Raw genomic sequence first — 20,623 nt, 5'->3', positions numbered from 1 at the left:
GATGCGTCCATATCAGTGACCCTGTGTGCGATCTGAACAGTATCCCGGCGTGCCGCGTGCATTCACCCCTGAATGGGGGGTGGGGGAGGACATACTGCCGGGTCTATCCTCCACATAGGGGTTGAGAAATATTCGTTTTACAGGAAAGGCCCGACTTTGCTGAAGAACCTCAGCCCGCTGCTGTCCGGTGCGCTCTTGAGCGTCCTTGATTCCATGCACGATGGCGACATGCTTACCCTTGTCGGCAGCGGCTATCCACAAGAAGAAATAGTTTCACCCGTCATTCATCTCGGAGAGGTGACGACTGAAGCCGCGGCCGACGCGATTCTCAGCGTGTTCCCTCTCGACAACGACGATCCGTCGCCGATCACGTTCCTCGATCTCGCCGGTGAACCGTACGATGTCCCAGACGTGGCGTTCGCGGTGAACGGCATCGCTTCCGATGCCGAACTCCGTCGCGTGCCCATGACCCGTCTGGAGCTCGGCGAATTCGTCGAGCTCGCCCGCCATTCCGTTGTGACCGTGAGCGTGGGGTCGGACGCCCCACCATGCGCGTTCCTGTTGCGGAAAGGCCCCTGCTGAATCACACGCACAGCTGAACGTGGGCGTGCCGGAGCCTCATCGGCGCCGGCACGCCCCACCAGCGTGGATGCTCCTGCCGTAGACTCGGTGACCGTGTCCCGACCCACCACCCAGCCGACCTTCAACCGCGCGGCTCTCGCGCCCGGCATCCTCGGGGCGATCGTCCTGATCGGCGGCCTCGCCCTGATCGGGGGCGAGTGGTACCTCTACGTGCAGTATGCGGTGAGCATCCTCGCGCTCATCCTCTGCGTCTTCGCCGGACAGGCCAAGCAGTGGTGGTGGCTGGCCGGTCTGATCCCCGTCGCCGTGCTCTGGAACCCGGTCTGGCCGATCACCTTCGGAGACGTGGTCATCCGTCTCCTGCACCTCGCGGGCGCCGTGCTCTTCGTCGCCGTCGCGGTCACCGTGAAGATCCCCGTCGATCCGCGTCGCTGATTCGCGCATCCTCGCGTAAACTGGTGGTCGCGTCGCGAGTTCCTGCACGACGCGTCCCCGGCGCTCACCGCGGCGGGCGGGTCCATTCGGTTCCCCGCCCGGACGCTGCGCCGGCCCTCACGCCATACGGCGTCCGCTCTTCGTCAGCGCGCGACGCTCCCCCTGGAGGACCATGTCTCGTTCCGGTCAACGCACCAGCTCGTCGCGCCAGCAGCAGCGACGCACCCGCCACGCGAACAACGACGGGCTGATCCCCGTCCTCGCGCGCAAAGTGCGGGAGGTGGAGGCGAAGGCCGCGGACGGCAAGAAGCTCGGACCGACCAATCGCACCAAGTTCCAGGTCATCGCGTTCCTCATGCGCGAGGAGAGGGCCAGGGCCAAGTCGGACCCCGAGCTGAGCGACGCCGCTCGCGCGGAGCAGCTGAAGCGCCTGGACGGCATCGCGACCATCCTGGCCAAGACGGCCGCGCGCGACACCTCGCTCATCGCCCTGCTGGAGAGCGAGTCTCCTCCCACAGCGACCGCGCAGACCATGCGCAGGGACTGGCTGCTCGAATCGGGCACGGAGCTCTCGCCGGACGACCTCATCATCACGGTGGAGCGTCCCGTCGCCAAGCAGGACAGCGTCATCACGCCGGAGCTCGCCGAGAAGCAGGTCATCCCGCAGTCCGTGCGTGCCAGGCAGCTCTCGAACCCGTTCCTCGCCCCCGACTTCTCGAAGGCCACGGCCGCGCAGTCCGCTCCGCGGCGCCGTCTCGACTCGTGGGAGCTGCTCGGCCCGCTGTTCAAGTCGTTCGAGTACGGCTCGGGCGGCCAGGCGGCCAGCATGGAGCTGCCGCCCGCTCCGGCCATCGACCGGTATTCGCCTCCGGGCCTCGAGTTGATGCACCACCAGGCCCGCTTCGTGGAGAGCGTCCGGCTCGGCCACCGCAGCTTCCTGCTCGCCGACGAGCCGGGCCTCGGCAAGACGGCGCAGTCCGTCCTCGCGGCCAGCGTCGCCGGCGCGTATCCATTGCTCGCCGTCGTCCCGAACGTCGTCAAGATGAACTGGGCGCGCGAGGTGGAGCGCTGGACGCCGCACCGCAGGGCGACCGTGATCCACGGCGACGGCGAGGGCCTGGATGCGTTCGCCGACGTCGTCATCGTCAACTACGAGGTCCTGGATCGGCACCTCGCCTGGCTGAGCACGCTCGGCTTCAAGGGCATGGTCGTCGACGAGGCGCACTTCATCAAGAACCTGCACTCGCAGCGCTCCAAGTACGTGCTCGGGCTCGCGGACGCGATCAAGAAGACCGGCGACCCCCTGCTGATGGCGCTCACCGGCACCCCGCTGATCAACGACATCGACGACTTCAAGGCCATCTGGCAGTTCCTCGGCTGGATCGACGGCAATAAGCCGGCGCCCGCCCTGATGGAGAAGCTCGAGGAGACCGAGCTGACGCCGGCCGATTTCGGCTTCTACGCCGCGGCGCGCGAGGCCGTCATCGACATGGGCATCGTCCGCCGCCGCAAGATCGACGTGGCCGCCGACCTGCCGAGCCGCCGCGTGGTCGACCTGCCCGTCGAGCTGGACGACGACCTCGGCCGCAGCATCCGCCAGGCGGAGAAGGAGCTGGCTGCCCGCCTCGTCGCCAAGTTCCGCCGCGCATCCGCCGCCGGCCGGCCGGACTCGTTCGACGGAGATGACGACGCGCACCGTGCGCACCTCATCCGGCTCGTCGCGCAGTCGGAGCTCGAGGACGCACGCTCGTCCAAGAGCGGGGACAACGTCTTCACGATGGTCCGCAAGATCGGCCAGGCGAAGGCGGGGCTGGCCTCCGACTACGCAGCGCAGCTCGCGCGCTCCGTCGGCAAGGTGGTGTTCTTCGCCAAGCACATCGACGTGATGGATGCGGCGGAGGAGGCCTTCGCCGCCCGCGACCTCAAGACGATCTCGATCCGCGGAGACCAGACCGCGATCGCCCGCCAGCGGGAGATCGACGCGTTCAACAACGACCCGGAGGTGTCGGTGGCGGTGTGCTCGCTGACCGCCGCGGGCGTCGGGCTCAACCTGCAGGCGGCATCCAACGTCGTCCTGGCCGAGCTGTCCTGGACGGCGGCGGAGCAGACCCAGGCCATCGACCGCGTGCACCGCATCGGCCAGGAGGAGCCGGTCACGGCGTGGAGGATCATCGCCGCGCAGACCATCGACTCCAAGATCGCCGAGCTGATCGACGCCAAGCAGGGCCTCGCGGCTCGCGCGCTCGACGGCTCGGATGTCGAGCCGGGCTCGGCGGACTCCGTGCAGCTGGATGCGCTCATCCACCTGCTGGAGGTCGCGCTGGGGTAGTCGCCCGGGTGGGCGCCGGCGCCGCCTCAGGCGATGTCGGCGTCGTCCGGGTCGAGAGGCACCGGCCGGTCGTCGTCCGGGACGAGGTCGTCGTCCTCGTCGTCGGCGACGGGCAGGTCGTCCTCGTCGCGGACGATCGGGGCCGGCTCGTAGTCGGCCTCCTGGGCTTCGCGGAAGTCGCCCAGCTCGTCGTCGCCGCCGCGCGTGTCGCTCTCGGTCATGCACCGAGGGTACCTCTCGCGCCTGCCGCGGTCGAGAGGCGGGTGTCAGTCGAGCGTGAAGACGAAGTACGGCCCTCTGTCGTCGTGCAGGATGCGCGCCTGGCCGGAGAACGCGGCGAAATCGCCCGTCCCCGTGCCGGGGATGATGTAGCCGAACGCCGAGTCGTCGCTCGGGCGTTGCAGCGCGCCGTGGTGCACGGTGAACGAGCCGGTCCTGCCGTCGTCGAGGGTGCCCGTCACCCGCTCGGCCGCGAGGTAGCCGCGGCTCTCCTCCGTGCCGGACGACACGAAGTGCGCGACGGACTCTCCGACCAGTCCCTCCGTGTACGTCTTCCGCATGGTGATCGCTCCGACCCAGTCCCCGTCGATGCCGGGAAGTTCTGCCGGGTCCCAGCCGGTGACCTCGAATCGGGCGGTGATCGTCTCGTGCTCGCTCATCCCCTCACCATAGAGAGGGGGCCGGTCGCCGTCTTGTAATTTCGCGACAGAGCGAATCTGCACTAGACAAGGGGCATGCCACAGCACTCCCAGGTCGAGATCGAGCGCAAATACGACGTCGACGAGACCACGGCCCCTCCGCTGCTGGTGGGCGTCGGCGCTGTCGCGCTGCAGACGGAGCCGGAGACCGCCGAACTCGTCGCCACCTACTTCGACACCGCAGACCTCACCCTGGCGCGCGCGAGGATCGCGGTGCGCGTCCGCCGCGGGGGAGCCGACCAGGGCTGGCATGTGAAGCTGCCGGCCGAGGAAGGCCGCACAGAGCTGCACTGGCCGCTGACCGACGGGGACGACGTTCCGGAGGAGCTGATCGCCGCGGTCGCCGCTGTGGTCCCGGATGCGCGGATCGCGGAGGCCGAGCTGGTGCCGGTGGCCAGAGTCACCAACCGGCGCGTCACCGTCGTGCTGCAGGATGCGGCCGGGTTCGACCTCGCCGAGTTCTGCGACGACCACGTGACCAGCGAGAACCTCCGCAGCGGGGGCACCCAGTCGTGGCGCGAGTGGGAGGTCGAGCTGCTGAGCGGCGCACCAGACACCCGCTCCGGCCGCACCGCGCTGCTCGACGAGATCGAGGAGCGCGTGCTCGCCGCGGGCGCCGTGGTGTCGGCGAGCTCGTCCAAGCTGCAGCGCGCGCTCGGGCTCTAGCTGCAGCGCGAGCGGGTCCTGTACCCGCGTTTTTGTGCTGGTGCCCGCCGTCAGGCATGATTCACAGGTAGCGAATATCACCCAGGGAGCAGCATTTTGAAGATCGGCATCCTCACCAGTGGCGGCGACTGTCCAGGACTGAACGCGGTCATCCGCGGCGCTGTCCTGAAGGGCGACCGCGTCCACGGCTCCGAGTTCGCCGGTTTCCGTTACGGCTGGCGCGGTGTCGTCGACGGCGACATCATGCCGCTCGACCGGCACAGCGTCCGCGGCCTCTCCCGTCAGGGCGGCACGATCCTCGGCTCCAGCCGCACCAACCCGTTCGAGGGCGAGAACGGCGGCCCGGAGCACATCCAGGCGATGATGGACGAGAACGGCATCGACGCCATCATCGCGATCGGCGGAGAGGGCACGCTGACCGCCGCCCGCCGTCTCACCGACGCCGGTCTCAAGATCGTCGGCGTCCCGAAGACCATCGACAACGACCTCGCCGCCACCGACTACTCGTTCGGCTTCGACACCGCCGTCGAGATCGCGACGGAGGCCATCGACCGGCTGCGCACCACCGCGGAGTCCCACCAGCGCTGCATGGTGGTGGAGGTCATGGGCCGCCACGTCGGCTGGATCGCCCTGCACTCCGGCATGGCGGGCGGCGCGCACGCCATCCTCATCCCCGAGCAGCCGCAGTCGATCGAGCAGATCATCGAGTGGGTCGAATCGGTCCGCGACCGCGGCCGCGCGCCGGTCATCGTCGTCTCCGAGGGCTTCCACCTCGACACGATGGAGGAGGCGCACTCCCACAAGGGTCTGGATGCGTTCAACCGTCCGCGTCTCGGCGGCATCGGCGAGATGCTCGCCCCGATGATCGAGGAGCGCACCGGCATCGAGGCGCGCGCCACCGTGCTCGGCCACATGCAGCGCGGAGGCGTCCCGAGCGCGTACGACAGGGTGCTCGCCACCCGCCTCGGCATGGCAGCGGTCGACGCCGTCTACGAGGGACGCTGGGGCTCGATGGTGTCGCTGCGCGGCACCGACGTCGTCAACGTGTCCATCGCCGACGCGACCGGCGGCCTGAAGACCGTTCCGCAGGCCAGGTACGACGAGGCTGCTCTGCTCTTCGGCTAGGCAGGCTGACTAGACTCCTCGTCACAGGCGTGAAGGAGTCGATGTGCCCAGGTGCGTTCAGTTCGACGAGTTCGGTTCCCGCGACGCTCTCCGGGTCGTCGACACGGAGCGGCCGTGGCCGGGGCCGGGTGAGCTCGTCGTGCGGGTGATGGCGGCCGGGCTCAACGCCATCGACGTCAAGGCGTACCGGGATGCGGACGTCGCGTCCCGCTTCGGCGTCACCGTCCCGAGCTGTCTCGGCCAGGACTTCGCCGGGTTCGTCGAGGAGGTCGGCGAGGGGGTCACGCGCTTCACCGTCGGCGAGGCCGTGTTCGGCAGCGCGCCGTTCCGCACGTTCGCCGACTTCATCGTCGTGCAGGAGGACGGGGCCGTGCTGCACAAGCCGGACCCTCTCACCTTCGAAGTGGCCGGAGCGCTCGCGACGGTGGGCAGGACGGCCGTGGCGACCACGGCATCCATCGGCCTGACGGAGGACGACACGGTCCTGGTGAGCGCAGCGGCGGGAGGCGTCGGCGTGCTCGCCGCCCAGCTCGCGGTGCGCGCGGGAGCCACCGTGATCGGCACGGCGGCCTCGGAGAACCACGCGTATCTCGACGGGCTCGGGATCGTGCCCGTCGCCTACGGGGACGGCCTCGCCGACCGGGTGCTGGCTGCGCTCGACGGCGGCGCGCTGACGGCCGTGCTCGACAACCACGGCAGGGAGACCATCGAGGCGGGGATCGCCCTCGGCGTGCCGGTGGAGCGCATCAACACCATCGCCGCGTTCGGTCCCGACGCCCTCGGAGCGCGCACGGTCGGAGGGTCGGCGGCGGGAAACGAGGAGCTGGCCTGGCTGGCCGGGCTGCTCGCGGAAGACGAGTGCATCCTGCCGATCGACTCGATCTTCCCCATCGAGCGCGTCATCGAGGCGTTCGCCCGGCTGGAGGCCGGCCACGTGCGCGGGAAGATCGTACTGGTCACGGACTGAGACGCCGTCGTGTGCCGGGCGGGCACGCTCTGGGTTTCGCAGGGTCGGGAGCCTAGAATCGCGGACATGGTTCTCACGAGCAGGCTCAGGAGCATCCGATGATCGCAGACGACACCGCCCGCCAGTTGCGTGCAGCAGGGCTCCGCTGGCGCCCGCAATCCGGGGACACCTTCGCGATCGACCGCGACGAGCTCGCCGGCGACCGGTTCACGGTGAGCGACATGACCATCGAGCCGCACGAGTTCGACACGGGCACGATCCTCGGCTTCAACGGCACGACCGAGTGGGCCCTCGACTCGCTCGCCGTCGAGGACGCCCTGTGGATCCCGCGCGAAGACCAGCTGCGCGAACTCCTCGGCGGCTCCTTCCTGCACCTGGCGCGCACCCCGGACGGCTACCGCGTCAGCATCGCGATCGGCGGCGAGGAGCGCATGTTCGAGGATGAGGATGCGGCGACCGCGTACGCGCAGGCACTGCTGTCGCTGATCGGGGCGTCGGTGTCCTGAGCCGGTGCCGGTGCCGCCCGTGCCTGTGCCGGGTTCCGGTGCCGGGCACCCGGGGTCAGGCGAAGATCGACGCGTCCAGCTCGGCGACGCTGCGCACGCCGGCGAGCCCGAGGGTGATGTCCAGTTCCGCGATGGTGTTCCGCAGCAGCTCCCGCACGCCGGCCTCGCCCGCGAGCGCCAGCGCGTAGACGTAGGGGCGGCCGATCGCGACCGCCCGCGCGCCCAGGGCGAGCGCGACCACCGCGTCCGCGCCGCTGCGCACGCCGCTGTCGAACAGCACCGGGATGCGTCCGGCCACCGCCTCGACCACGCGGGGGAGCGCATCCAGTGCGGGCTGCTCATTGTCGATCTGGCGCCCACCGTGCGTCGACACCTGCACGGCGTCCATGCCCGCGTCGATCGCGCGAACAGCGTCGTCGGGGTGCAGCACGCCTTTGAGCACGATCGGCAGCGCGGTGCGCTCGCGCAGGAACGCGAGGTCGGCCCAGGTGAGCGCCGGGTTCGCGAACACGTCGAGGAACGTCTCGATGGCCGCGAGCGGCTCAGCAGAGCGGAGGTTGTCGCGCAGGCGGCCGGGGTGGTGGCGCAGGATGCTCGCGAACGAGGCGATCGTCGCGGGGGTGACGGGCGTGCGCTCCCTCGGGTGTCCCGCGGCGATCCGTTCGCGCACGAGGCGCTGGAAGACGGGGTCGCTCGTGTACTGCGCGATCCCGCGGCCCCGGCTGAACGGCAGGTAGCCGAGGTCGAGGTCGCGCGGCCGCCAGCCGAGCACGTGCGTGTCGAGGGTGACGACGATGGCCTCGCAGCCGGACAGCTCCGCCCGGGAGACGAGACTCTCGACCAGCTCGTTCGACGAACTCCAGTACAGCTGGAACCAGCGGCTCGCGCCCTGGCTCACCGCATCCATGTCCCGGGCGACGGTCTCCATCGGCGTCGACGCCTGGTTGGACAGGACGGCCGGGATGCCGACCGCGGCGGCGGCACGGGCCGCTCCGCTGTCGGCCGATGGATGCGCGAGGTCGAGCACCCCGATCGGCGCGAGCAGCAGCGGGGTGGGCCTGTGACGCCCGAACAGCTCGATGCCGAGGTCGCGCGACGACACGTCACGGAGCACCCGCGGCACGATCCGGTGGCTGCCGAACGCTGCCGTGTCCGCCCTGTCGGTGCGTTCGAGCCCTGCGGATCCCGCGACGTACGCGAACGCCGCCCGCGACATGCGCCGCTCGGCCGCCCGCTCCAGCGCGGTGAAACCGACCGGGATGCGCGGGGTGCGCCCCGCCACGCCCGCGCGGTAGATGGCGGACTGGGCTTCACGACCGGCGCTGAGCGACATGGCAACATTCTGCACCGTGGGTGGAGGACCGGGCGATGCGGCTCAGTGGGAGCGGCGCCCGCCTCCGCGGCGCGGCGGGCGGCGCGGGCCGCCGGTCGGGCGCCTCGTCTGCTTCGAGCCCGGACCGTTGGGGCCGGACGCCGGGCGCTTGCCCCCGTCCTTCTTGCCCCCGTCCTTCTTGCCCCCGTCCTTCTTGCCCCCGTCCTTCCTGGTGCCCTCCTTCGCCGCGTCGGCCTGCGCGGCCGCCACGTCGGGGTTCCGGGAGCTGTGGGCCGTGCGGCCGCGGACGATGCCGATGAACTCGTCGACCAGCTCGTGCTGCGCATCCCGTGGCCAGGCGAGTCCTACCCTGCTCTGCTCGGCGTCTTCGAGCTTCATCGCCACCACGTCTTTGCGGCGCAGGGACTTCGCGACCGACTGCGGCATCACCGCGATGCCGTCTCCGGCCGCGATGCTGCGGAACATCGCCTCGGACGGCTCGCCGTCGACCACCGCTTGGCCGTCGAGGTCGGCCAGGTGCAGCTTCTTCTCCAGGGTGAGGAGGTGTTCGTGGTGCATCGCGACCACGATGTCCTCGGCGTAGAGGGGGATCAGGTGGAGTCCGTCGGTGTCGACCGGCTCGCGCACGAAGGCCATGTCCGCCCCGCCGGTGTCGACGGCTGCGCGCTGGTCCGCATCCGGCACGCGGGAGACGATCAGCTGCACCTCGGGGTGGCGCTGCTCGAAGACGCGGGTCCATTTGCCGACGGTCACGCCGAGGGGGAAGACGATCGTGAACGTGGACGGCATTCTCCGAGGGTATCGAACGGATACCCTTGAACCTATGAGCGCCCAGAAGAAGCCCCAGACGATGAAGGCGGCGACCGCCGCGAAGAAGCTGGGGATCTACCTCCCGGCCGCCCCTGCCGAGTTCCAGGAGGGCGAGGTCAGCCGCACCGACTTCGACGAACTCGCCGCCAACCCGCCGGAGTGGCTGGTCACCCTGCGCGCGGAAGGACCGCACCCGCGCGACGTCGTCGCCCACAAGCTCGGCGTCTCCAACTCGGGCCTCGCCCGCGGTGGCGTCACCGAGGCACTGACGACGGCGGAAATCAAGGCGCTGCTGGAGAACCCGCCCGCGTGGCTGGTCACCGAGCGCGCCACGCAGGCCGCCGTGCACGCGGAGAACGCCCGCGTCAAGGCACGCAACGCGGAGCGCGCCGCCCGCACCGACTGACCTCCGGCCCGGCGCGCGTCAGCGCTGAGTGCGCGCAGCCGACCGGGCGATGACCTCCGGACCGGTGACGAGCGCCCGGCGCCACGGCGCCACCCCGTCGATCTCGATCTGCAGCGAGAAGCTCAGGACGGTCCGGATGAGGACGATCAGCGCCAGCGCCAGGGCGTCGGTGAGCGACGGCGTCGAGGTGACCGTCCTGACCAGATCGGCGGCCACCAGCACTTCGAGTCCGAGCAGGATGACCCCGCCGAAGCTCTCGCGGAGCGTCTTGAACGCCGTCCGCCCGGAGCGGGAGATCACCCAGGCGCGAATCGCGATGGCGACCGCGACGAGGAAGCCGACCGCCATCGCGCTGACGCCGACGACCTCGAAGGCGACCGCGATGGTGTCGAAGAACCCCTGACCGAACATGCGCTCATGCTGCCACAGCCCGGCCACGGTCAGCTAGCGCCCCGCCCAAGCGCACCCTGCCCAGCGCCGCCACGCCCAGCGTGCCCCGCGTCAGGACACGTGCACGGCCGGGCGGCGCTTCACGTCGCGTTCCGCCTCGCGCAGCACCTCGCGCGTCACAGGAGCCACCTCGCCGACACCCGTGATCAGGAACCGGAACATGTTGGAGATCGGGTTGCCCTCGGTCCACTCGAAGTAGATCGTCGGCACGACGCCGGTCACATCCCGGATCTCCAGCAGCACCGCCGCGATCGTGTTCGGAACGTTGCCGGCCTTCACCTGAAGCACCCGGTAGCCGTGCTTGACGACGCCGTGCACGATCAGGTCCTCCTCGAAGTCGGACGAGTCCGATCGGTAGACCTCGATGAAGATCGTGCGGGAGCGCTGCGGGATGTGGCTGAACTTGCGTTCGTCCTTGTTCTTCTGCTCGTACTCTTTCGTCGTGTCGACGTCCGGCTCGTGCGAGATGATCCGGATCTCACCCTCCTCCGCGTCTTCGAGGACGAAGTCGAGCGCCGTGACGTCGAGGGTGACCGACGTAGCGCGCAGCTGGAACGAGCGGCCGATGCGGGAGACGATCGAGATGGTGATGATGCCGATGATGAACAGGCTGGCGATGCGCAGGCCGTCCGGGCGCTCGAAGATGTTGGCGATGGTCGTGTAGACGAAGATCGTGGTGACGATCGCGAACGCGATGGTGCGCTTGCGCTGTCTCTTCCGCCAGGCCGACAGGGTGACGGCGAGGGATGCCGACGTGATCAGCACCAGCACGCCGGTCGCGTACGCGCCGCCCTGCGCATCCACGTCGGCCTGGAAGACCAGGGTGATGACGAACGCGATGAGCGTGAACACCAGCACCAGCGGGCGCACGGCGCGCGCCCACTGCGGCGCCATGCCGTAGCGGGGGAGGTAGCGCGGCACCAGGTTCAGCAGACCGGCCATCGCCGATGCTCCCGCGAACCACAGGATGAGGATGGTGCTGAGGTCGTAGACGGAGCCGAACACGTTTCCCAGGTATTCGTGGGCCAGGTAGGCGAGCGCGCGGCCGTTGGCGGAGCCTCCGGACTGGAACTCCTTCTGCGGGATCAGCAGCGTGGTGGTGAAGCTCGACGTGATGAGGAAGCAGCTCATGATGATGGCCGCGGTCGTCAGCAGGCGGCCGGCGCCCCGGATGCGTCCCCGCGGGTACTCCGGGTCGTCGTCCGGCCGTCCCTTGATCTGCGGCATGACCGCAACACCTGTCTCGAAGCCGGACAGGCCGAGGGCGAGCCTCGGGAAGACGAGCAGCGCGATCCCGACCACCATCAGCGGGTTGCCGTGCTGCGTGTTGAGGGCGGCCCACCAGTCGTCGATGGCGGTGGTGTGCTGGAACACCTCGACGATGGAGGTGGCGACGACGATCACGTTGAGCGCCAGGTACACCGCCACCAGGACGACGGCGATGCCGATGGCCTCCCGGAAGCCCTTGAGGAACACCGCGCCGAGGAGCGCGAGGAGGAACAGCGTGATGCCGACCTGGTTGCCGTGGAACCACTCGGGCGTGTACGGGTTCTCGATCGCGTGGGCCGTGGCGTCCGCCGCGGACAGGGTGATCGTGATCATGAAATCGGTGGCGGCGAAGCCGAGCAGCACGAGCACGAACAGCTTTCCCGCCCACCAGGGCAGCAGGCGCTCGAGCATCGCGATGGACCCGGAGCCCTTGAAGCTCTCTCTGGCCACCCTGCGGTACACCGGCAGGGCGCCGAGCAGGGTCAGTGCGACGAGCACGAGCGTGGCGAAGGGGGAGACCACCCCGGCGGCCAGGGCGGCGATGGCCGGCTGGTAGCCGAGGGTGGAGAAGTAGTCGACGCCGGTGAGGCACATGACCTGCCACCAGGTGTGCTGGCGTTCCGGCTTCCTGCCGTGCGGGCCCTGGTGCGTGCCGCGCTCGTCGATCAGTCCGGAGAGCAGCCAGTGCCGGAACGTGCTCTTCCCCGGTCTGGCCGGCTTCTGCGGCTCGTGCGCCTGACCGGGAACCGGGGTCGGACTCGTGGGGGCAGTCTCCGCAGGAGTGCTGGACATCGGTTCCTTCGTTCTCGTGCTGGTCGGCGCGCAACTGAATTGTACGCACGGAGAGAGCGCGGGAACGTGCAGGGATGACGCGACGCGGCCGCGTCGGGCCAACGGATCACCAGGCCGAGCTGCGGTAGTCCTTCAGGAACACGCCGTGCAGGTCTTCTCCGGCCTGTCCGCGCACGATCGGGTCGTACACGCGGGCGGCGCCGTCGACGAGGTCGAGCGGGGCGTGGAAGCCCTCCTCCGCCAGGCGCACCTTCGTGTAGTGCGGGCGCTCGTCGGTGATCCAGCCGGTGTCGACCGCCGTCATCAGGATGCGGTCCGTCTCGAACATCTCGCCGGCGCTGGTGCGGGTGAGCATGTTGAGGGCGGCCTTCGCCATGTTGGTGTGCGGGTGGCCAGGCCCCTTGTACCGGCGGCCGAACACGCCCTCCATCGCCGAGACGTTGACGATGTACGCCCGCCCGGCCTCTGCGGCTGCCGTCGCGGCGGCCATGGATGCGCGCAGCCGGCTGATCAGCAGGAACGGTGCGGTGGTGTTGCAGAGCTGCACTTCCAGCATCTCCAGCGGGTCCACATCCTGGACCGCCTGGGTCCAGCTGTTGACGGTGTGCACATCCGGAACGAGCCCTCCGGCGTCGATGGCGGTGCCGTCGGCGTGCTTGGCGAGCGACGACGAGCCCGGCGCCATCGCGAGAGCAGCCAGCTCGTCGGCGGGGAGCGCAGACGGCCCGGCGAGTTCGGCGACCGTGCCGGCGACGTTCGCGGCGGAGAGCAGGGGATGCGCGGCCACGGACGCCTCGAGCGCGTGCGGGTGCGGGTCCGCCGTGTGACCGAAGGTCTCCATCTCGGGCAGGGGACCGTCGGGGAGCGGCCGGCTCTCCGCCTCGGCGAGCAGCGAGTACGCTCCCGCCGAGCGGCGGACGGTCTGGGCGGCGTTGTTGATCAGGATGTCCAGCGGGCCCTGCGCGGCGACGGAGTCGGCCAGCGCGATCACCTGGGCGGGGTCGCGCAGGTCGATGCCGACGACGCGGAGGCGGTGCAGCCACTCGGACGCATCCGGCAGCTGGGAGAAGCGGCGGACGGCATCCCGGGGGAACCGCGTGGTGATGGTGAGGTGGGCGCCGTCGCGCAGCAGCCGCAGGGCGATGTGCATCCCGATCTTGGCGCGGCCGCCGGTGAGCAGGGCGCGCTTGCCGGTGAGGTCGGTCCTCGCGTTGCGCTTGGCGTGGCTGAGGGCGGCGCAGTCCGGGCAGAGCTGGTGGTAGAAGGCGTCGACGAGCGTGTAGTGCTGTTTGCAGATGTAGCAGGCGCGGGACTTCAGCAGGGTGCCTGCGCTCGCCGCCTCCGTGCTGGTGGTGAGGTCGAGGCCGCGGGTCTCGTCGTCGATGCGGTCCGGTGCTCCGGTCGCGGTGGCGGCGACGACGGCCTTGTCGGCCTCGGCGACGGCGCGGCGGATCTCTTTGCGCCTGGCCTGCTTGACGGCCTTGAACATGTGCGCGGTCGCCCGTCGCACGGTGATGAAGTCGGGGTGCTCCTCGTCGAGCTCGTGCAGGTTCTCCAGGACGCGGAGGGCCGCTGCGAGGTCTGCGGGGTCGACGCGGGACGCAGCGGAGCCGGATGCGCCGGATGCGCCGGATGCGCCGGAATCGAGCGCGTCGGAATCGGGGGAGGGGGAGTCGGGGAGCACCGGAGAATTCTACGCGGTGGCGGCTGGACGCATCTCCAGCCAGCTCAGCCCGCGCAGGTCGACGCACACCGTCTCGCGTTTCTCGACGGCGACCACGAGCACGTCGCCGCAGACTGAGCAGCGCACCACCAGTCCGTGATCGTTCGGGTACACCCGCGCGACGGCGACGACGGCCTCGTCTCCGCAGCTCGCGCACTTGCCGACGGCGCTGGTGATGTCGGCGGCGAAGACCTCCGACAGCAGCCCGGCCGCCGCGTTCCCGTCGAGGTAGTCCAGTCCGGTCATGCCGCCCCTCCGATCCCGCCGTAGCGTTCGGTCCTGATGCGTGCAGGGTCGTGTCCGGCGTCCACCAGCCAGCCGGACACCGTCTCGACGAACGCGGTCGCGCCGCAGAGATAGAACGTGGGGGTCGCGGTGACCGGCAGGGTGGCCGCTGCCAGCGCCTCCGCGGTCAGCCGTCCCGCATCCACCGGCCAGTCGGGCGGGGTCTCGCGGGTGTAGACGTAGTGCACGGAGAGCGGGGCGGCCGTATCCCTGGCGAGCAGGGCGAGTTCGTCGCGGTAGTAGACGGCTTCGGGGGAGCGCACGGAGTAGAGCAGCCGGAACGGCGCTGCGCTCGCCGCTGCGGCGTGCGCCCTCGCCATCGACATCAGCGGCACGACGCCGGAGCCTCCGGCGATCAGCTGGATGGGCGTCTGCTCACCCGGCCGCCAGACGAACCAGCCGCCCACCGGGCCGCGCACCTCCAGCTGCTCTCCCGTCGTCACGCCGCGCACGAGGTAGGGGGAGACCTCGCCGTCCGCGAGCTCCTCCACGGTCAGTTCGAGTTCGTCGCCGGGCAGGGCAGACGCGATCGAGTACGACCGCACCGCCTGGTACCCGTCGGGAGCCGTGAGCCTGATGTCGACGTGCTGCCCGGCCAGGTGCCCGCTGAGACCGGGGATGCGCAGTCGCAGCGTGCGCGCGGTCGGCGTCTCGAAGCGGGCGGCCACCACCTCCGCGACGCGCCAGGCCGTGCTCACCAGTAGCGCTCTTCTTTCCAGGGGTCCCCGTACATGTTGTAGCCGTTCTGCTCCCAGAACCCCGGCTGGTCCTGCGGCAGCATCTGCAGGCCGTTGACCCACTTGGCGCTCTTCCAGAAGTAGAGGTGCGGCACGAGCAGGCGCGCGGGCCCTCCGTGCTCCGGAGCGAGGTCCTCGCCGTCGAAGGTGTGGGCGATCCAGGCCTTCCCGTCGAGCAGGTCGGCGAGCGGGACGTTGGTGGTGTACCCGCCGTAGGAGTGCGCCATCGTGTACTCGTAGTCGGTGTCGACGCCCTCGAACAGGGTGTCGATGGCGACGCCCCGCCACGAGGTGCCGAGTTTCGACCAGCTGGTGACGCAGTGGATGTCCTGGGTCACGTCGTCCTGGGGGAGGGCGAGGAATTCGTCCCAGCTCCAGCGGTGCACGGTCCCGTTCTCGGTGGTGATGGTGAACGCCCACTCGTCGTGCGTGATGCGCGGCGTCGGACCGGCGGAGAGCACAGGGAAGCCCTCTGTGAGGTATTGGCCTGGCGGAAGTCGTGTGTCCTCGGTACGGCGGCGGCCGAGGAATCCGGAGGAGATGATTCCCATGCGCGCAGCTTATTACCCGGCCACCCGCGCGGTCTATGGTGTTGCCTATGACCGTCGTGAATCTCGGCACACCGCGGAGCGCAGCTCTGCGGACAGAGCCGAGCACGGATGGCCGCCCGGACACACGGGACCTCGTCGACCGGTACGGCAGAGTCGCCCGCGACCTGCGCGTCTCCGTGACGGAGAAATGCTCGCTGCGCTGCACATACTGCATGCCGGAGGACGGCCTGCCGAGCATCCCGCGCGACGACCTGCTGAGCGCCGTCGAGATCGCCAGGCTGGTGCGCATCGCCACGCGCGACCTCGGCATCACCGAGGTGCGGTTCACCGGCGGGGAGCCGCTGATGCGCGCAGACCTCGCCCAGATCATCGGCCTGTCCGCGGAGGCCGCGCCGGGCGTCGACCTCTCGATCACGACCAACGGGATCGGGCTGGACCACCGCATCCGGAGCCTGGTGGATGCCGGGCTCACCCGGGTGAACGTCTCCCTCGACACGGTCGACAGGGAGCACTTCGCCCGCCTGACCCGGCGCGACAGGCTGCCGGCGGTGCTCGCGGGCATCCGCGCGGCGCACGACGCCGGGCTCACGCCGCTCAAGCTGAACGCCGTGCTGATGCGCGACACGCTCGCCGGCGCCCCCGACCTGCTCGCCTGGGCGATCGAGAACGGCTGCCGTCTACGCTTCATCGAGCAGATGCCGCTCGACGCCGACCACACCTGGATGCGCGACAACATGGTGCCCGCCGCCGAACTCCTCGACGTGCTCGGCGCCCGCTTCACCCTCACCGAGGCGGGCAGGGTGGACCCCTCAGCGCCGGCGGAGGAGTGGCTGGTGGACGGCGGCCCTGCGACGGTCGGCATCATCGCCTCGGTGACGCGCTCGTTCTGCTCCGCCTGCGACCGCACCAGGATCACGGCGGAGGGCACGGTGCGCTCCTGCCTGTTCGGCGACGACGAGACCGACCTGCGCGCTCTGCTGCGCGGCGGGGCAGACGACGCCGAGATCGCCCGCTGGTGGCGGGGAGCGATGTGGGGCAAGCAGGCCGGCCACGGGATCGGCGCAGACGGATTCGTGCCTCCGGTGCGGAGCATGGGGGCGATCGGTGGCTGAGTCGGGCGACGGCACCGTGCTCGTGCGGTATTTCGCCGCGGCGGAGGAGGCGGCCGGGCGGCCGGAGGAGCGCATCCGGCTGGCGGAGCCGACGCTCGGTGCCCTGCGCGCCGAACTGCTCGCCCGCTACGGTGCGCCGATGGAGCTGGTGCTGCGGTCAGGGTCGTTCCTGGTGGATGCGGTCGTGTCGCGCGACCCCGCCCGACGCGTGGCGGGGACCGTGGATGTGCTTCCGCCGTTCGCGGGCGGGTGACCTGACCCGATCTGACCTGACCGGTGCGCTAGGGTTGGCGCAACAGTGGGGGCTGAGCAGGGGAGGTGCGCGATGAGCACGCTGATGGACGAGTTCGCTGCGGTGCAACGGCGTCGGCGGAGGGTTGCGCTGCTGATCGTGGCGGCGGTCGTCGCCGGGGTCGCCGCATGGCTGACCGGGCCGATCGGGATCGTGATGATCGGTTTCGGCGACGCGGCGGGCTGGGCGCTCGCGGCGGCCGGCCTGGTGCTGCTGGCGGCCATGATCGTGGCGATCGTCGCGGCGGTGCGCACCCGCGTCGTCCCGTCGAGCCAGCCGGGCAAGGCCAACCTGCGCTTCGACGACCCGCTCCCGTCCCGCAACCCGAACGGCGGCAACGCCATGAACGGCTTCCAGATCGGCTCCTGAGCCGCGGGCGTCGGCGCGCGTCAGAGGGCGTAGACGGGCAGGTCGGCGGGATCGACCGCGACGATGACCGGCGTGCCCGGCATCAGGGCGAGGTCGGCGACGACCGACGGCGCGATCAGCGCTGGCAGGCTGTCGGTGCGCACGAGCACGAGGTCGCCGCGGGGCTCCAGGTCGCGCACGGTGGCGGGGAGCCGGTTCGGGATGTCCGGCGCGGGATCGAGCGCGCGGAGCACCCGCACGGTCGACGGCCGAACGGCGGCGGCGACCCGTGAGCCGATGGGCGGGGCGGGGGAGGTGGCGGTTCCGTCGAGCACCGTTCCGTCCAGCGCGGTCCCGTCGTCGGTGACGATCCCGGATGCGCTGCGCCGCCCGGTCAGCAGCGTCACCCCGGTCAGCTCGGCGGTGAACGCGCGGCGGGGGCGGTCGAGCACGTCCCTGGTCGGTCCGTCGTCGACGATGCGACCGTCGTGCATCACGATCACCCGATCGGCGAGCAGGTAGGCGTCGAGCGCGTCGTGGCTGACGATCACGGCCGTGCGCCCGGCGAGTGCTCGCGCGAGCGTCTGCCGCACCTCGCCGGTCACGGCGACGTCGAGCGCGGACAGCGGCTCGTCGAGCAGCAGCAGCCGGGGTTCGGCGGCGAGGGCGCGGGCCACGGCGACCCGCTGCGCCTGCCCGCCGGACAGCTCGTCGGGGCGGCGGTCGGCGAACGCCTCCACACCAACGGAGCGCAGCCAGCCATCGGCGACGCCCCGCGCGTCGACCCGGGATGCGCGTCCGGCCCGCGGACCGAACTCCACGTTCTGCCGCACGGTCAGGTGCGGGAACAGCAGCGGCTCCTGCGCGAGCAGAGCCACCCCGCGGCGGTGCGGCGGGGTCCAGGCGCCGGGCAGGTCGAACAGCACGTCGTCGCCGAGCGTCGCCCGGCCGGTGTCGGGGCGGACGAGCCCGGCGAGCATCCCGAGCACGGTGGACTTGCCTGCGCCGTTCGGGCCGAGCACGGCGACGGTCTGACCGTCCGCGATGCTGAGGTCGATGTCGGTCCCGCGCTCGGACAGCGTCGCGCGCATCTGGACGGTGGAGTCGACGCCGTTCACCGCGCCGCCGCCTGCCCCGGCCGGCGGGCGGACCCACCGACCGCCCGCAGCCGCCGCCGTCCCGGCTCGCCGGCGCCGTGCGCCACCGCGACCACCACCACCGCCACCGCGATCAGCACCAGCGAGAGCGCGACCGCCGCATCCGGGTCGGTCTCGCGCTGCAGGTAGATCTCCAGCGGGAGGGTGCGCGTGACGCCCTGCAGGCTGCCCGCGAAGGTGAGGGTCGCGCCGAACTCCCCGAGGGCGCGGGCGAACGACAGGATCGCGCCGGACAGCAGCGCGGGGAGCACCAGCGGCAGCGTCACCCGGAACAGCACCGTCGCCGGCCGCGCTCCGAGGGTCGCGGCGACCGCCTCGAACCGGGTTCCCGCCGTGCGGAGGGCACCCTCCAGGCTCAGCACCAGGAATGGCAGGGCGACGAACGTCTGCGCCAGCACCACCGCCGTCGTCGAGAACGCCACGTCCAGCGCGCCGCCGAGGAGGCCGCGCCGGCCGAAAAGGTAGAGCAGGGCCAGACCGCCCACGACCGGCGGCAGCACCAGCGGTAGCAGCACCACCGCGCGCACCACCCGCTGCCCGCGGAACGGCACCCGCGCCAGCACGGTCGCCATCGGCACCCCCAGCAGCACGCAGAGGGCCGTCGCGGCCAGGGAGGTGCGCAGGCTCAGCCAGAGCGCATCCAGCGACGACGGCGACGTGATCAGCGGGATGAACTCGCCCCAGTCGACCCGCAGCAGCATCGCGACCAGCGGCAGCAGCACGAACAGGCCGCCGAGCACCGCCAGCGCGACGATCCAGCCGGGCACGTCGAGGCGGCGCGGGGACGACGCCACGCTACGGCGCACCGAACCCGGCGGCAGCGAGCACGGCGCGGCCCTTCCCGCCGGTGACGAAGTCGACGAACGCCGCGGCCCCCTTCGGGTTGGGCGCCCCGGTCACCGCCACGATCGGGTACGTGTTGACCACGCCTGACGCCTCCGGGAACGCGACGGATGCGACCTTCGAGCCTGCCCCCTTCACGTCCGTCACGTAGACGATCCCGGCGTCCGCCTCACCGGACTCCACCTTGCCGAGCACGTCGGTCACCGACGACTCCTGACTCACCGGCGTGAGCGTCACCCCGCTCGACGCCTCCACCTTCGCGGTCGCAGCCCCGCACGGCACCTGCGGAGCGCACACGACGGTCTTCACCCCCGGCTTCGCGAGATCGGCGAACCCGGTGATCTTCGCCGGATTGCCGGGAGGGACGGCGATGGCGAGGACGTTCGTGGCGAAGTCGACCGGTTTCCCGTCCGCCAGCTTCGCCGTGACCGCCTTCGCCATGTTGGCCTCGTCCGCCGACGCGAACACGTCGGCGGGCGCGCCCTCGGTCAGCTGCGAGACCAGGTCGGACGACCCGGCGAAACCGAAGGTGACCTTCGCCCCGGGATGCGCGGACTCGAACGCCTTCCCGAGCGCGGTGAAACTGGACGTCAGCGATGCAGCCGCGAACACGGTGACCGTGCCGTCGACCGTATCCGCCGATGCCGGCCCCGTGGATGCGGTGGGCTGCGTCGCGGAGGAGGCCGCGCATCCGGAGAGCAGGAGGGCGGGGGCGAGGGCCGCTGCCGCGATGGCTGCGATGGACCGTCGGTGCACGGTCAGTCGTCGGGGCACGGTCAGTCCTTCCCGAGGGGGGTCTCGACGATGACGGTGGTGGCCTTGACGACCGCGACGGCGACCGAGCCGGGTTCGAGCCCCAGTTCGCGCACCGCCTCGCTGCTCATCAGCGACACCACCCTGTGTGGGCCGCACTGCAGCTCCACCTGGGCCATCACGGTGTCCATCACGATGCCGGTCACCAGTCCGACGAAGCGGTTGCGGGCCGAGCGCGCGACGCCGGACGGGTCGTCGGGGAGGACGGCGTTCTGCTTGGCGAGCTGGGCGAGTTCGAGCCCGTCGACCACGGTGCGGCCAGCGCCGTCCGTCGCGCTTCCGAGCGTCCCGGCGTCGATCCATCTGCGCACGGTGTCGTCGCTCACCCCGAGGTAGAGCGCGGCGTCTTTTATCCGAATCTGCGGCACAAAACACACGATAGCGCCGCATCTGC

At 70.7% G+C, this 20,623-nt stretch carries 25 protein-coding genes; 11 read left to right on the top strand and 14 right to left on the bottom strand.

The annotated features are described in order from the left end of the window. The first annotated feature begins 156 nt into the window (after positions 1–156). From AC1ROC_RS05545 to AC1ROC_RS05535, 3 genes are all read left to right on the top strand, one after another. Positions 157–582, top strand: coding sequence for an RbsD/FucU family protein (locus tag AC1ROC_RS05545; protein WP_085369314.1), 426 nt, complete (start codon positions 157–159; stop codon positions 580–582). A gap of 93 nt (positions 583–675) precedes the next feature. Continuing rightward, entirely contained in the window at positions 676–1,017 is a 342-nt protein-coding gene (locus tag AC1ROC_RS05540) for a DUF6804 family protein (RefSeq protein WP_434948209.1), read from the top strand. A gap of 172 nt (positions 1,018–1,189) precedes the next feature. Further along, positions 1,190–3,346, top strand: coding sequence for a DEAD/DEAH box helicase (locus tag AC1ROC_RS05535; RefSeq protein ID WP_492998614.1), 2,157 nt, complete (start codon positions 1,190–1,192; stop codon positions 3,344–3,346). A gap of 26 nt (positions 3,347–3,372) precedes the next feature. On the opposite strand, the gene AC1ROC_RS05530 is transcribed toward AC1ROC_RS05535, so the two are convergent. Both AC1ROC_RS05530 and AC1ROC_RS05525 read right to left on the bottom strand, forming a co-directional pair. Then, on the bottom strand, positions 3,373–3,567 hold the full coding sequence (locus tag AC1ROC_RS05530; protein ID WP_492998612.1) for a hypothetical protein: 195 nt from the start codon (positions 3,565–3,567) through the stop codon (positions 3,373–3,375). 45 nt (positions 3,568–3,612) lie between these two features. After that, entirely contained in the window at positions 3,613–4,005 is a 393-nt protein-coding gene (locus AC1ROC_RS05525; RefSeq protein ID WP_492998610.1) for a DUF3224 domain-containing protein, read from the bottom strand. Positions 4,006–4,080: 75 nt separating this feature from the next. Between AC1ROC_RS05525 and AC1ROC_RS05520 the strand changes: the two genes are divergently transcribed. The 4 genes from AC1ROC_RS05520 (at position 4,081) to AC1ROC_RS05505 (ending at position 7,308) form a co-directional block, all read left to right on the top strand. Next, positions 4,081–4,710 (top strand): CYTH domain-containing protein, encoded by a 630-nt coding sequence (locus tag AC1ROC_RS05520; protein ID WP_492998608.1) that lies wholly within the window; start codon positions 4,081–4,083, stop codon positions 4,708–4,710. Between the two features lie 96 nt (positions 4,711–4,806). Further along, entirely contained in the window at positions 4,807–5,835 is a 1,029-nt protein-coding gene (locus AC1ROC_RS05515) for a 6-phosphofructokinase (RefSeq protein ID WP_085369308.1), read from the top strand. A gap of 43 nt (positions 5,836–5,878) precedes the next feature. Continuing rightward, positions 5,879–6,802 carry an NADP-dependent oxidoreductase gene (locus AC1ROC_RS05510; protein ID WP_492998606.1) on the top strand — a complete coding sequence of 308 codons (924 nt, stop codon included), beginning with the start codon at positions 5,879–5,881 and terminating at the stop codon, positions 6,800–6,802. Positions 6,803–6,900: 98 nt separating this feature from the next. Continuing rightward, entirely contained in the window at positions 6,901–7,308 is a 408-nt protein-coding gene (locus tag AC1ROC_RS05505; RefSeq protein WP_085369306.1) for a hypothetical protein, read from the top strand. 55 nt (positions 7,309–7,363) lie between these two features. On the opposite strand, the gene AC1ROC_RS05500 is transcribed toward AC1ROC_RS05505, so the two are convergent. Beyond that, entirely contained in the window at positions 7,364–8,641 is a 1,278-nt protein-coding gene (locus AC1ROC_RS05500; RefSeq protein WP_085369305.1) for an alpha-hydroxy-acid oxidizing protein, read from the bottom strand. 42 nt (positions 8,642–8,683) lie between these two features. Continuing rightward, on the bottom strand, positions 8,684–9,430 hold the full coding sequence (locus AC1ROC_RS05495) for a LysR family substrate-binding domain-containing protein (protein ID WP_492998603.1): 747 nt from the start codon (positions 9,428–9,430) through the stop codon (positions 8,684–8,686). Positions 9,431–9,464: 34 nt separating this feature from the next. Here AC1ROC_RS05495 and AC1ROC_RS05490 point away from each other — a divergent pair, with 34 nt between their 5' ends. Next, positions 9,465–9,857: a DUF5997 family protein gene (locus tag AC1ROC_RS05490; protein ID WP_085369303.1), complete on the top strand. Its 393-nt coding sequence runs from the start codon at positions 9,465–9,467 to the stop codon at positions 9,855–9,857. 18 nt (positions 9,858–9,875) lie between these two features. Here the strand turns inward: AC1ROC_RS05490 and AC1ROC_RS05485 are convergent, their stop codons facing one another. The 6 genes from AC1ROC_RS05485 to AC1ROC_RS05460 form a co-directional block, all read right to left on the bottom strand. Then, positions 9,876–10,268 carry a DUF1622 domain-containing protein gene (locus AC1ROC_RS05485; protein ID WP_434948217.1) on the bottom strand — a complete coding sequence of 131 codons (393 nt, stop codon included), beginning with the start codon at positions 10,266–10,268 and terminating at the stop codon, positions 9,876–9,878. A 90-nt stretch (positions 10,269–10,358) separates the two neighbouring features. Beyond that, positions 10,359–12,368 (bottom strand): APC family permease, encoded by a 2,010-nt coding sequence (locus tag AC1ROC_RS05480; protein ID WP_085369301.1) that lies wholly within the window; start codon positions 12,366–12,368, stop codon positions 10,359–10,361. A 106-nt stretch (positions 12,369–12,474) separates the two neighbouring features. Continuing rightward, positions 12,475–14,052 (bottom strand): SDR family NAD(P)-dependent oxidoreductase, encoded by a 1,578-nt coding sequence (locus AC1ROC_RS05475; RefSeq protein WP_492998599.1) that lies wholly within the window; start codon positions 14,050–14,052, stop codon positions 12,475–12,477. 9 nt (positions 14,053–14,061) lie between these two features. Continuing rightward, complete coding sequence (locus tag AC1ROC_RS05470; RefSeq protein ID WP_085369299.1) at positions 14,062–14,337, bottom strand: DUF6510 family protein; 276 nt, start codon at positions 14,335–14,337, stop codon at positions 14,062–14,064. After that, on the bottom strand, positions 14,334–15,074 hold the full coding sequence (locus AC1ROC_RS05465) for a ferredoxin reductase (RefSeq protein WP_492998596.1): 741 nt from the start codon (positions 15,072–15,074) through the stop codon (positions 14,334–14,336). Before AC1ROC_RS05465 ends, AC1ROC_RS05470 begins: the two co-directional genes overlap by 4 nt. Next, on the bottom strand, positions 15,071–15,664 hold the full coding sequence (locus AC1ROC_RS05460; protein WP_168689102.1) for a sulfite oxidase-like oxidoreductase: 594 nt from the start codon (positions 15,662–15,664) through the stop codon (positions 15,071–15,073). The genes AC1ROC_RS05465 and AC1ROC_RS05460 overlap by 4 nt, the downstream gene beginning before the upstream one ends. 47 nt (positions 15,665–15,711) lie before the next feature. On the opposite strand from AC1ROC_RS05460, the gene moaA reads away from it, so the two are divergent. The 3 genes from moaA (at position 15,712) to AC1ROC_RS05445 (ending at position 17,437) form a co-directional block, all read left to right on the top strand. After that, complete coding sequence (gene moaA / locus AC1ROC_RS05455) at positions 15,712–16,776, top strand: GTP 3',8-cyclase MoaA (RefSeq protein ID WP_492998593.1); 1,065 nt, start codon at positions 15,712–15,714, stop codon at positions 16,774–16,776. Further along, positions 16,769–17,029 carry a MoaD/ThiS family protein gene (locus AC1ROC_RS05450; protein WP_492998591.1) on the top strand — a complete coding sequence of 87 codons (261 nt, stop codon included), beginning with the start codon at positions 16,769–16,771 and terminating at the stop codon, positions 17,027–17,029. Before moaA ends, AC1ROC_RS05450 begins: the two co-directional genes overlap by 8 nt. A 72-nt stretch (positions 17,030–17,101) precedes the next feature. Then, the gene (locus tag AC1ROC_RS05445) at positions 17,102–17,437 is read left to right on the top strand and encodes a hypothetical protein (protein WP_492998589.1); all 336 of its coding nucleotides are present in this window, start codon (positions 17,102–17,104) and stop codon (positions 17,435–17,437) included. Between the two features lie 20 nt (positions 17,438–17,457). On the opposite strand, the gene AC1ROC_RS05440 is transcribed toward AC1ROC_RS05445, so the two are convergent. From AC1ROC_RS05440 to AC1ROC_RS05425, 4 genes are read right to left on the bottom strand one after another with little or no spacing between them, the layout of a single operon-like run. Continuing rightward, positions 17,458–18,507, bottom strand: a complete 1,050-nt coding sequence (locus AC1ROC_RS05440; protein ID WP_492998935.1) for a sulfate/molybdate ABC transporter ATP-binding protein — start codon at positions 18,505–18,507, stop codon at positions 17,458–17,460. A gap of 23 nt (positions 18,508–18,530) precedes the next feature. Further along, positions 18,531–19,367 carry an ABC transporter permease gene (locus tag AC1ROC_RS05435; RefSeq protein ID WP_492998587.1) on the bottom strand — a complete coding sequence of 279 codons (837 nt, stop codon included), beginning with the start codon at positions 19,365–19,367 and terminating at the stop codon, positions 18,531–18,533. Position 19,368: 1 nt separating this feature from the next. Further along, the gene (gene modA, locus AC1ROC_RS05430; RefSeq protein WP_492998933.1) at positions 19,369–20,196 is read right to left on the bottom strand and encodes a molybdate ABC transporter substrate-binding protein; all 828 of its coding nucleotides are present in this window, start codon (positions 20,194–20,196) and stop codon (positions 19,369–19,371) included. After that, positions 20,193–20,597, bottom strand: a complete 405-nt coding sequence (locus AC1ROC_RS05425; protein ID WP_492998585.1) for a TOBE domain-containing protein — start codon at positions 20,595–20,597, stop codon at positions 20,193–20,195. Before AC1ROC_RS05425 ends, modA begins: the two co-directional genes overlap by 4 nt. Positions 20,598–20,623: the final 26 nt, after the last annotated feature.

Source organism: Leifsonia sp. GW821-FHT13C05 (assembly GCF_058806515.1).
Note: the sequence above shows the minus strand (reverse complement) of the source record. Positions and strands in the feature narration are given on the sequence as shown.

Excerpts from the sequence above, each read along its gene's own strand:
- AC1ROC_RS05535 (WP_492998614.1), top strand. The coding sequence starts at position 1,190 with ATGTCTCGTTCCGGTCAACGCACCAGCTCGTCGCGCCAGCAGCAGCGA.
- AC1ROC_RS05530 (WP_492998612.1), bottom strand. The coding sequence starts at position 3,567 with ATGACCGAGAGCGACACGCGCGGCGGCGACGACGAGCTGGGCGACTTC.
- AC1ROC_RS05525 (WP_492998610.1), bottom strand. The coding sequence starts at position 4,005 with ATGAGCGAGCACGAGACGATCACCGCCCGATTCGAGGTCACCGGCTGG.
- AC1ROC_RS05520 (WP_492998608.1), top strand. The coding sequence starts at position 4,081 with ATGCCACAGCACTCCCAGGTCGAGATCGAGCGCAAATACGACGTCGAC.
- AC1ROC_RS05505 (WP_085369306.1), top strand. The coding sequence starts at position 6,901 with ATGATCGCAGACGACACCGCCCGCCAGTTGCGTGCAGCAGGGCTCCGC.
- AC1ROC_RS05500 (WP_085369305.1), bottom strand. The coding sequence starts at position 8,641 with ATGTCGCTCAGCGCCGGTCGTGAAGCCCAGTCCGCCATCTACCGCGCG.
- AC1ROC_RS05495 (WP_492998603.1), bottom strand. The coding sequence starts at position 9,430 with ATGCCGTCCACGTTCACGATCGTCTTCCCCCTCGGCGTGACCGTCGGC.
- AC1ROC_RS05490 (WP_085369303.1), top strand. The coding sequence starts at position 9,465 with ATGAGCGCCCAGAAGAAGCCCCAGACGATGAAGGCGGCGACCGCCGCG.
- AC1ROC_RS05485 (WP_434948217.1), bottom strand. The coding sequence starts at position 10,268 with ATGTTCGGTCAGGGGTTCTTCGACACCATCGCGGTCGCCTTCGAGGTC.
- AC1ROC_RS05480 (WP_085369301.1), bottom strand. The coding sequence starts at position 12,368 with ATGTCCAGCACTCCTGCGGAGACTGCCCCCACGAGTCCGACCCCGGTT.
- AC1ROC_RS05470 (WP_085369299.1), bottom strand. The coding sequence starts at position 14,337 with ATGACCGGACTGGACTACCTCGACGGGAACGCGGCGGCCGGGCTGCTG.
- AC1ROC_RS05460 (WP_168689102.1), bottom strand. The coding sequence starts at position 15,664 with ATGGGAATCATCTCCTCCGGATTCCTCGGCCGCCGCCGTACCGAGGAC.
- moaA (WP_492998593.1), top strand. The coding sequence starts at position 15,712 with ATGACCGTCGTGAATCTCGGCACACCGCGGAGCGCAGCTCTGCGGACA.
- AC1ROC_RS05445 (WP_492998589.1), top strand. The coding sequence starts at position 17,102 with ATGAGCACGCTGATGGACGAGTTCGCTGCGGTGCAACGGCGTCGGCGG.
- AC1ROC_RS05440 (WP_492998935.1), bottom strand. The coding sequence starts at position 18,507 with ATGCGCGCGACGCTGTCCGAGCGCGGGACCGACATCGACCTCAGCATC.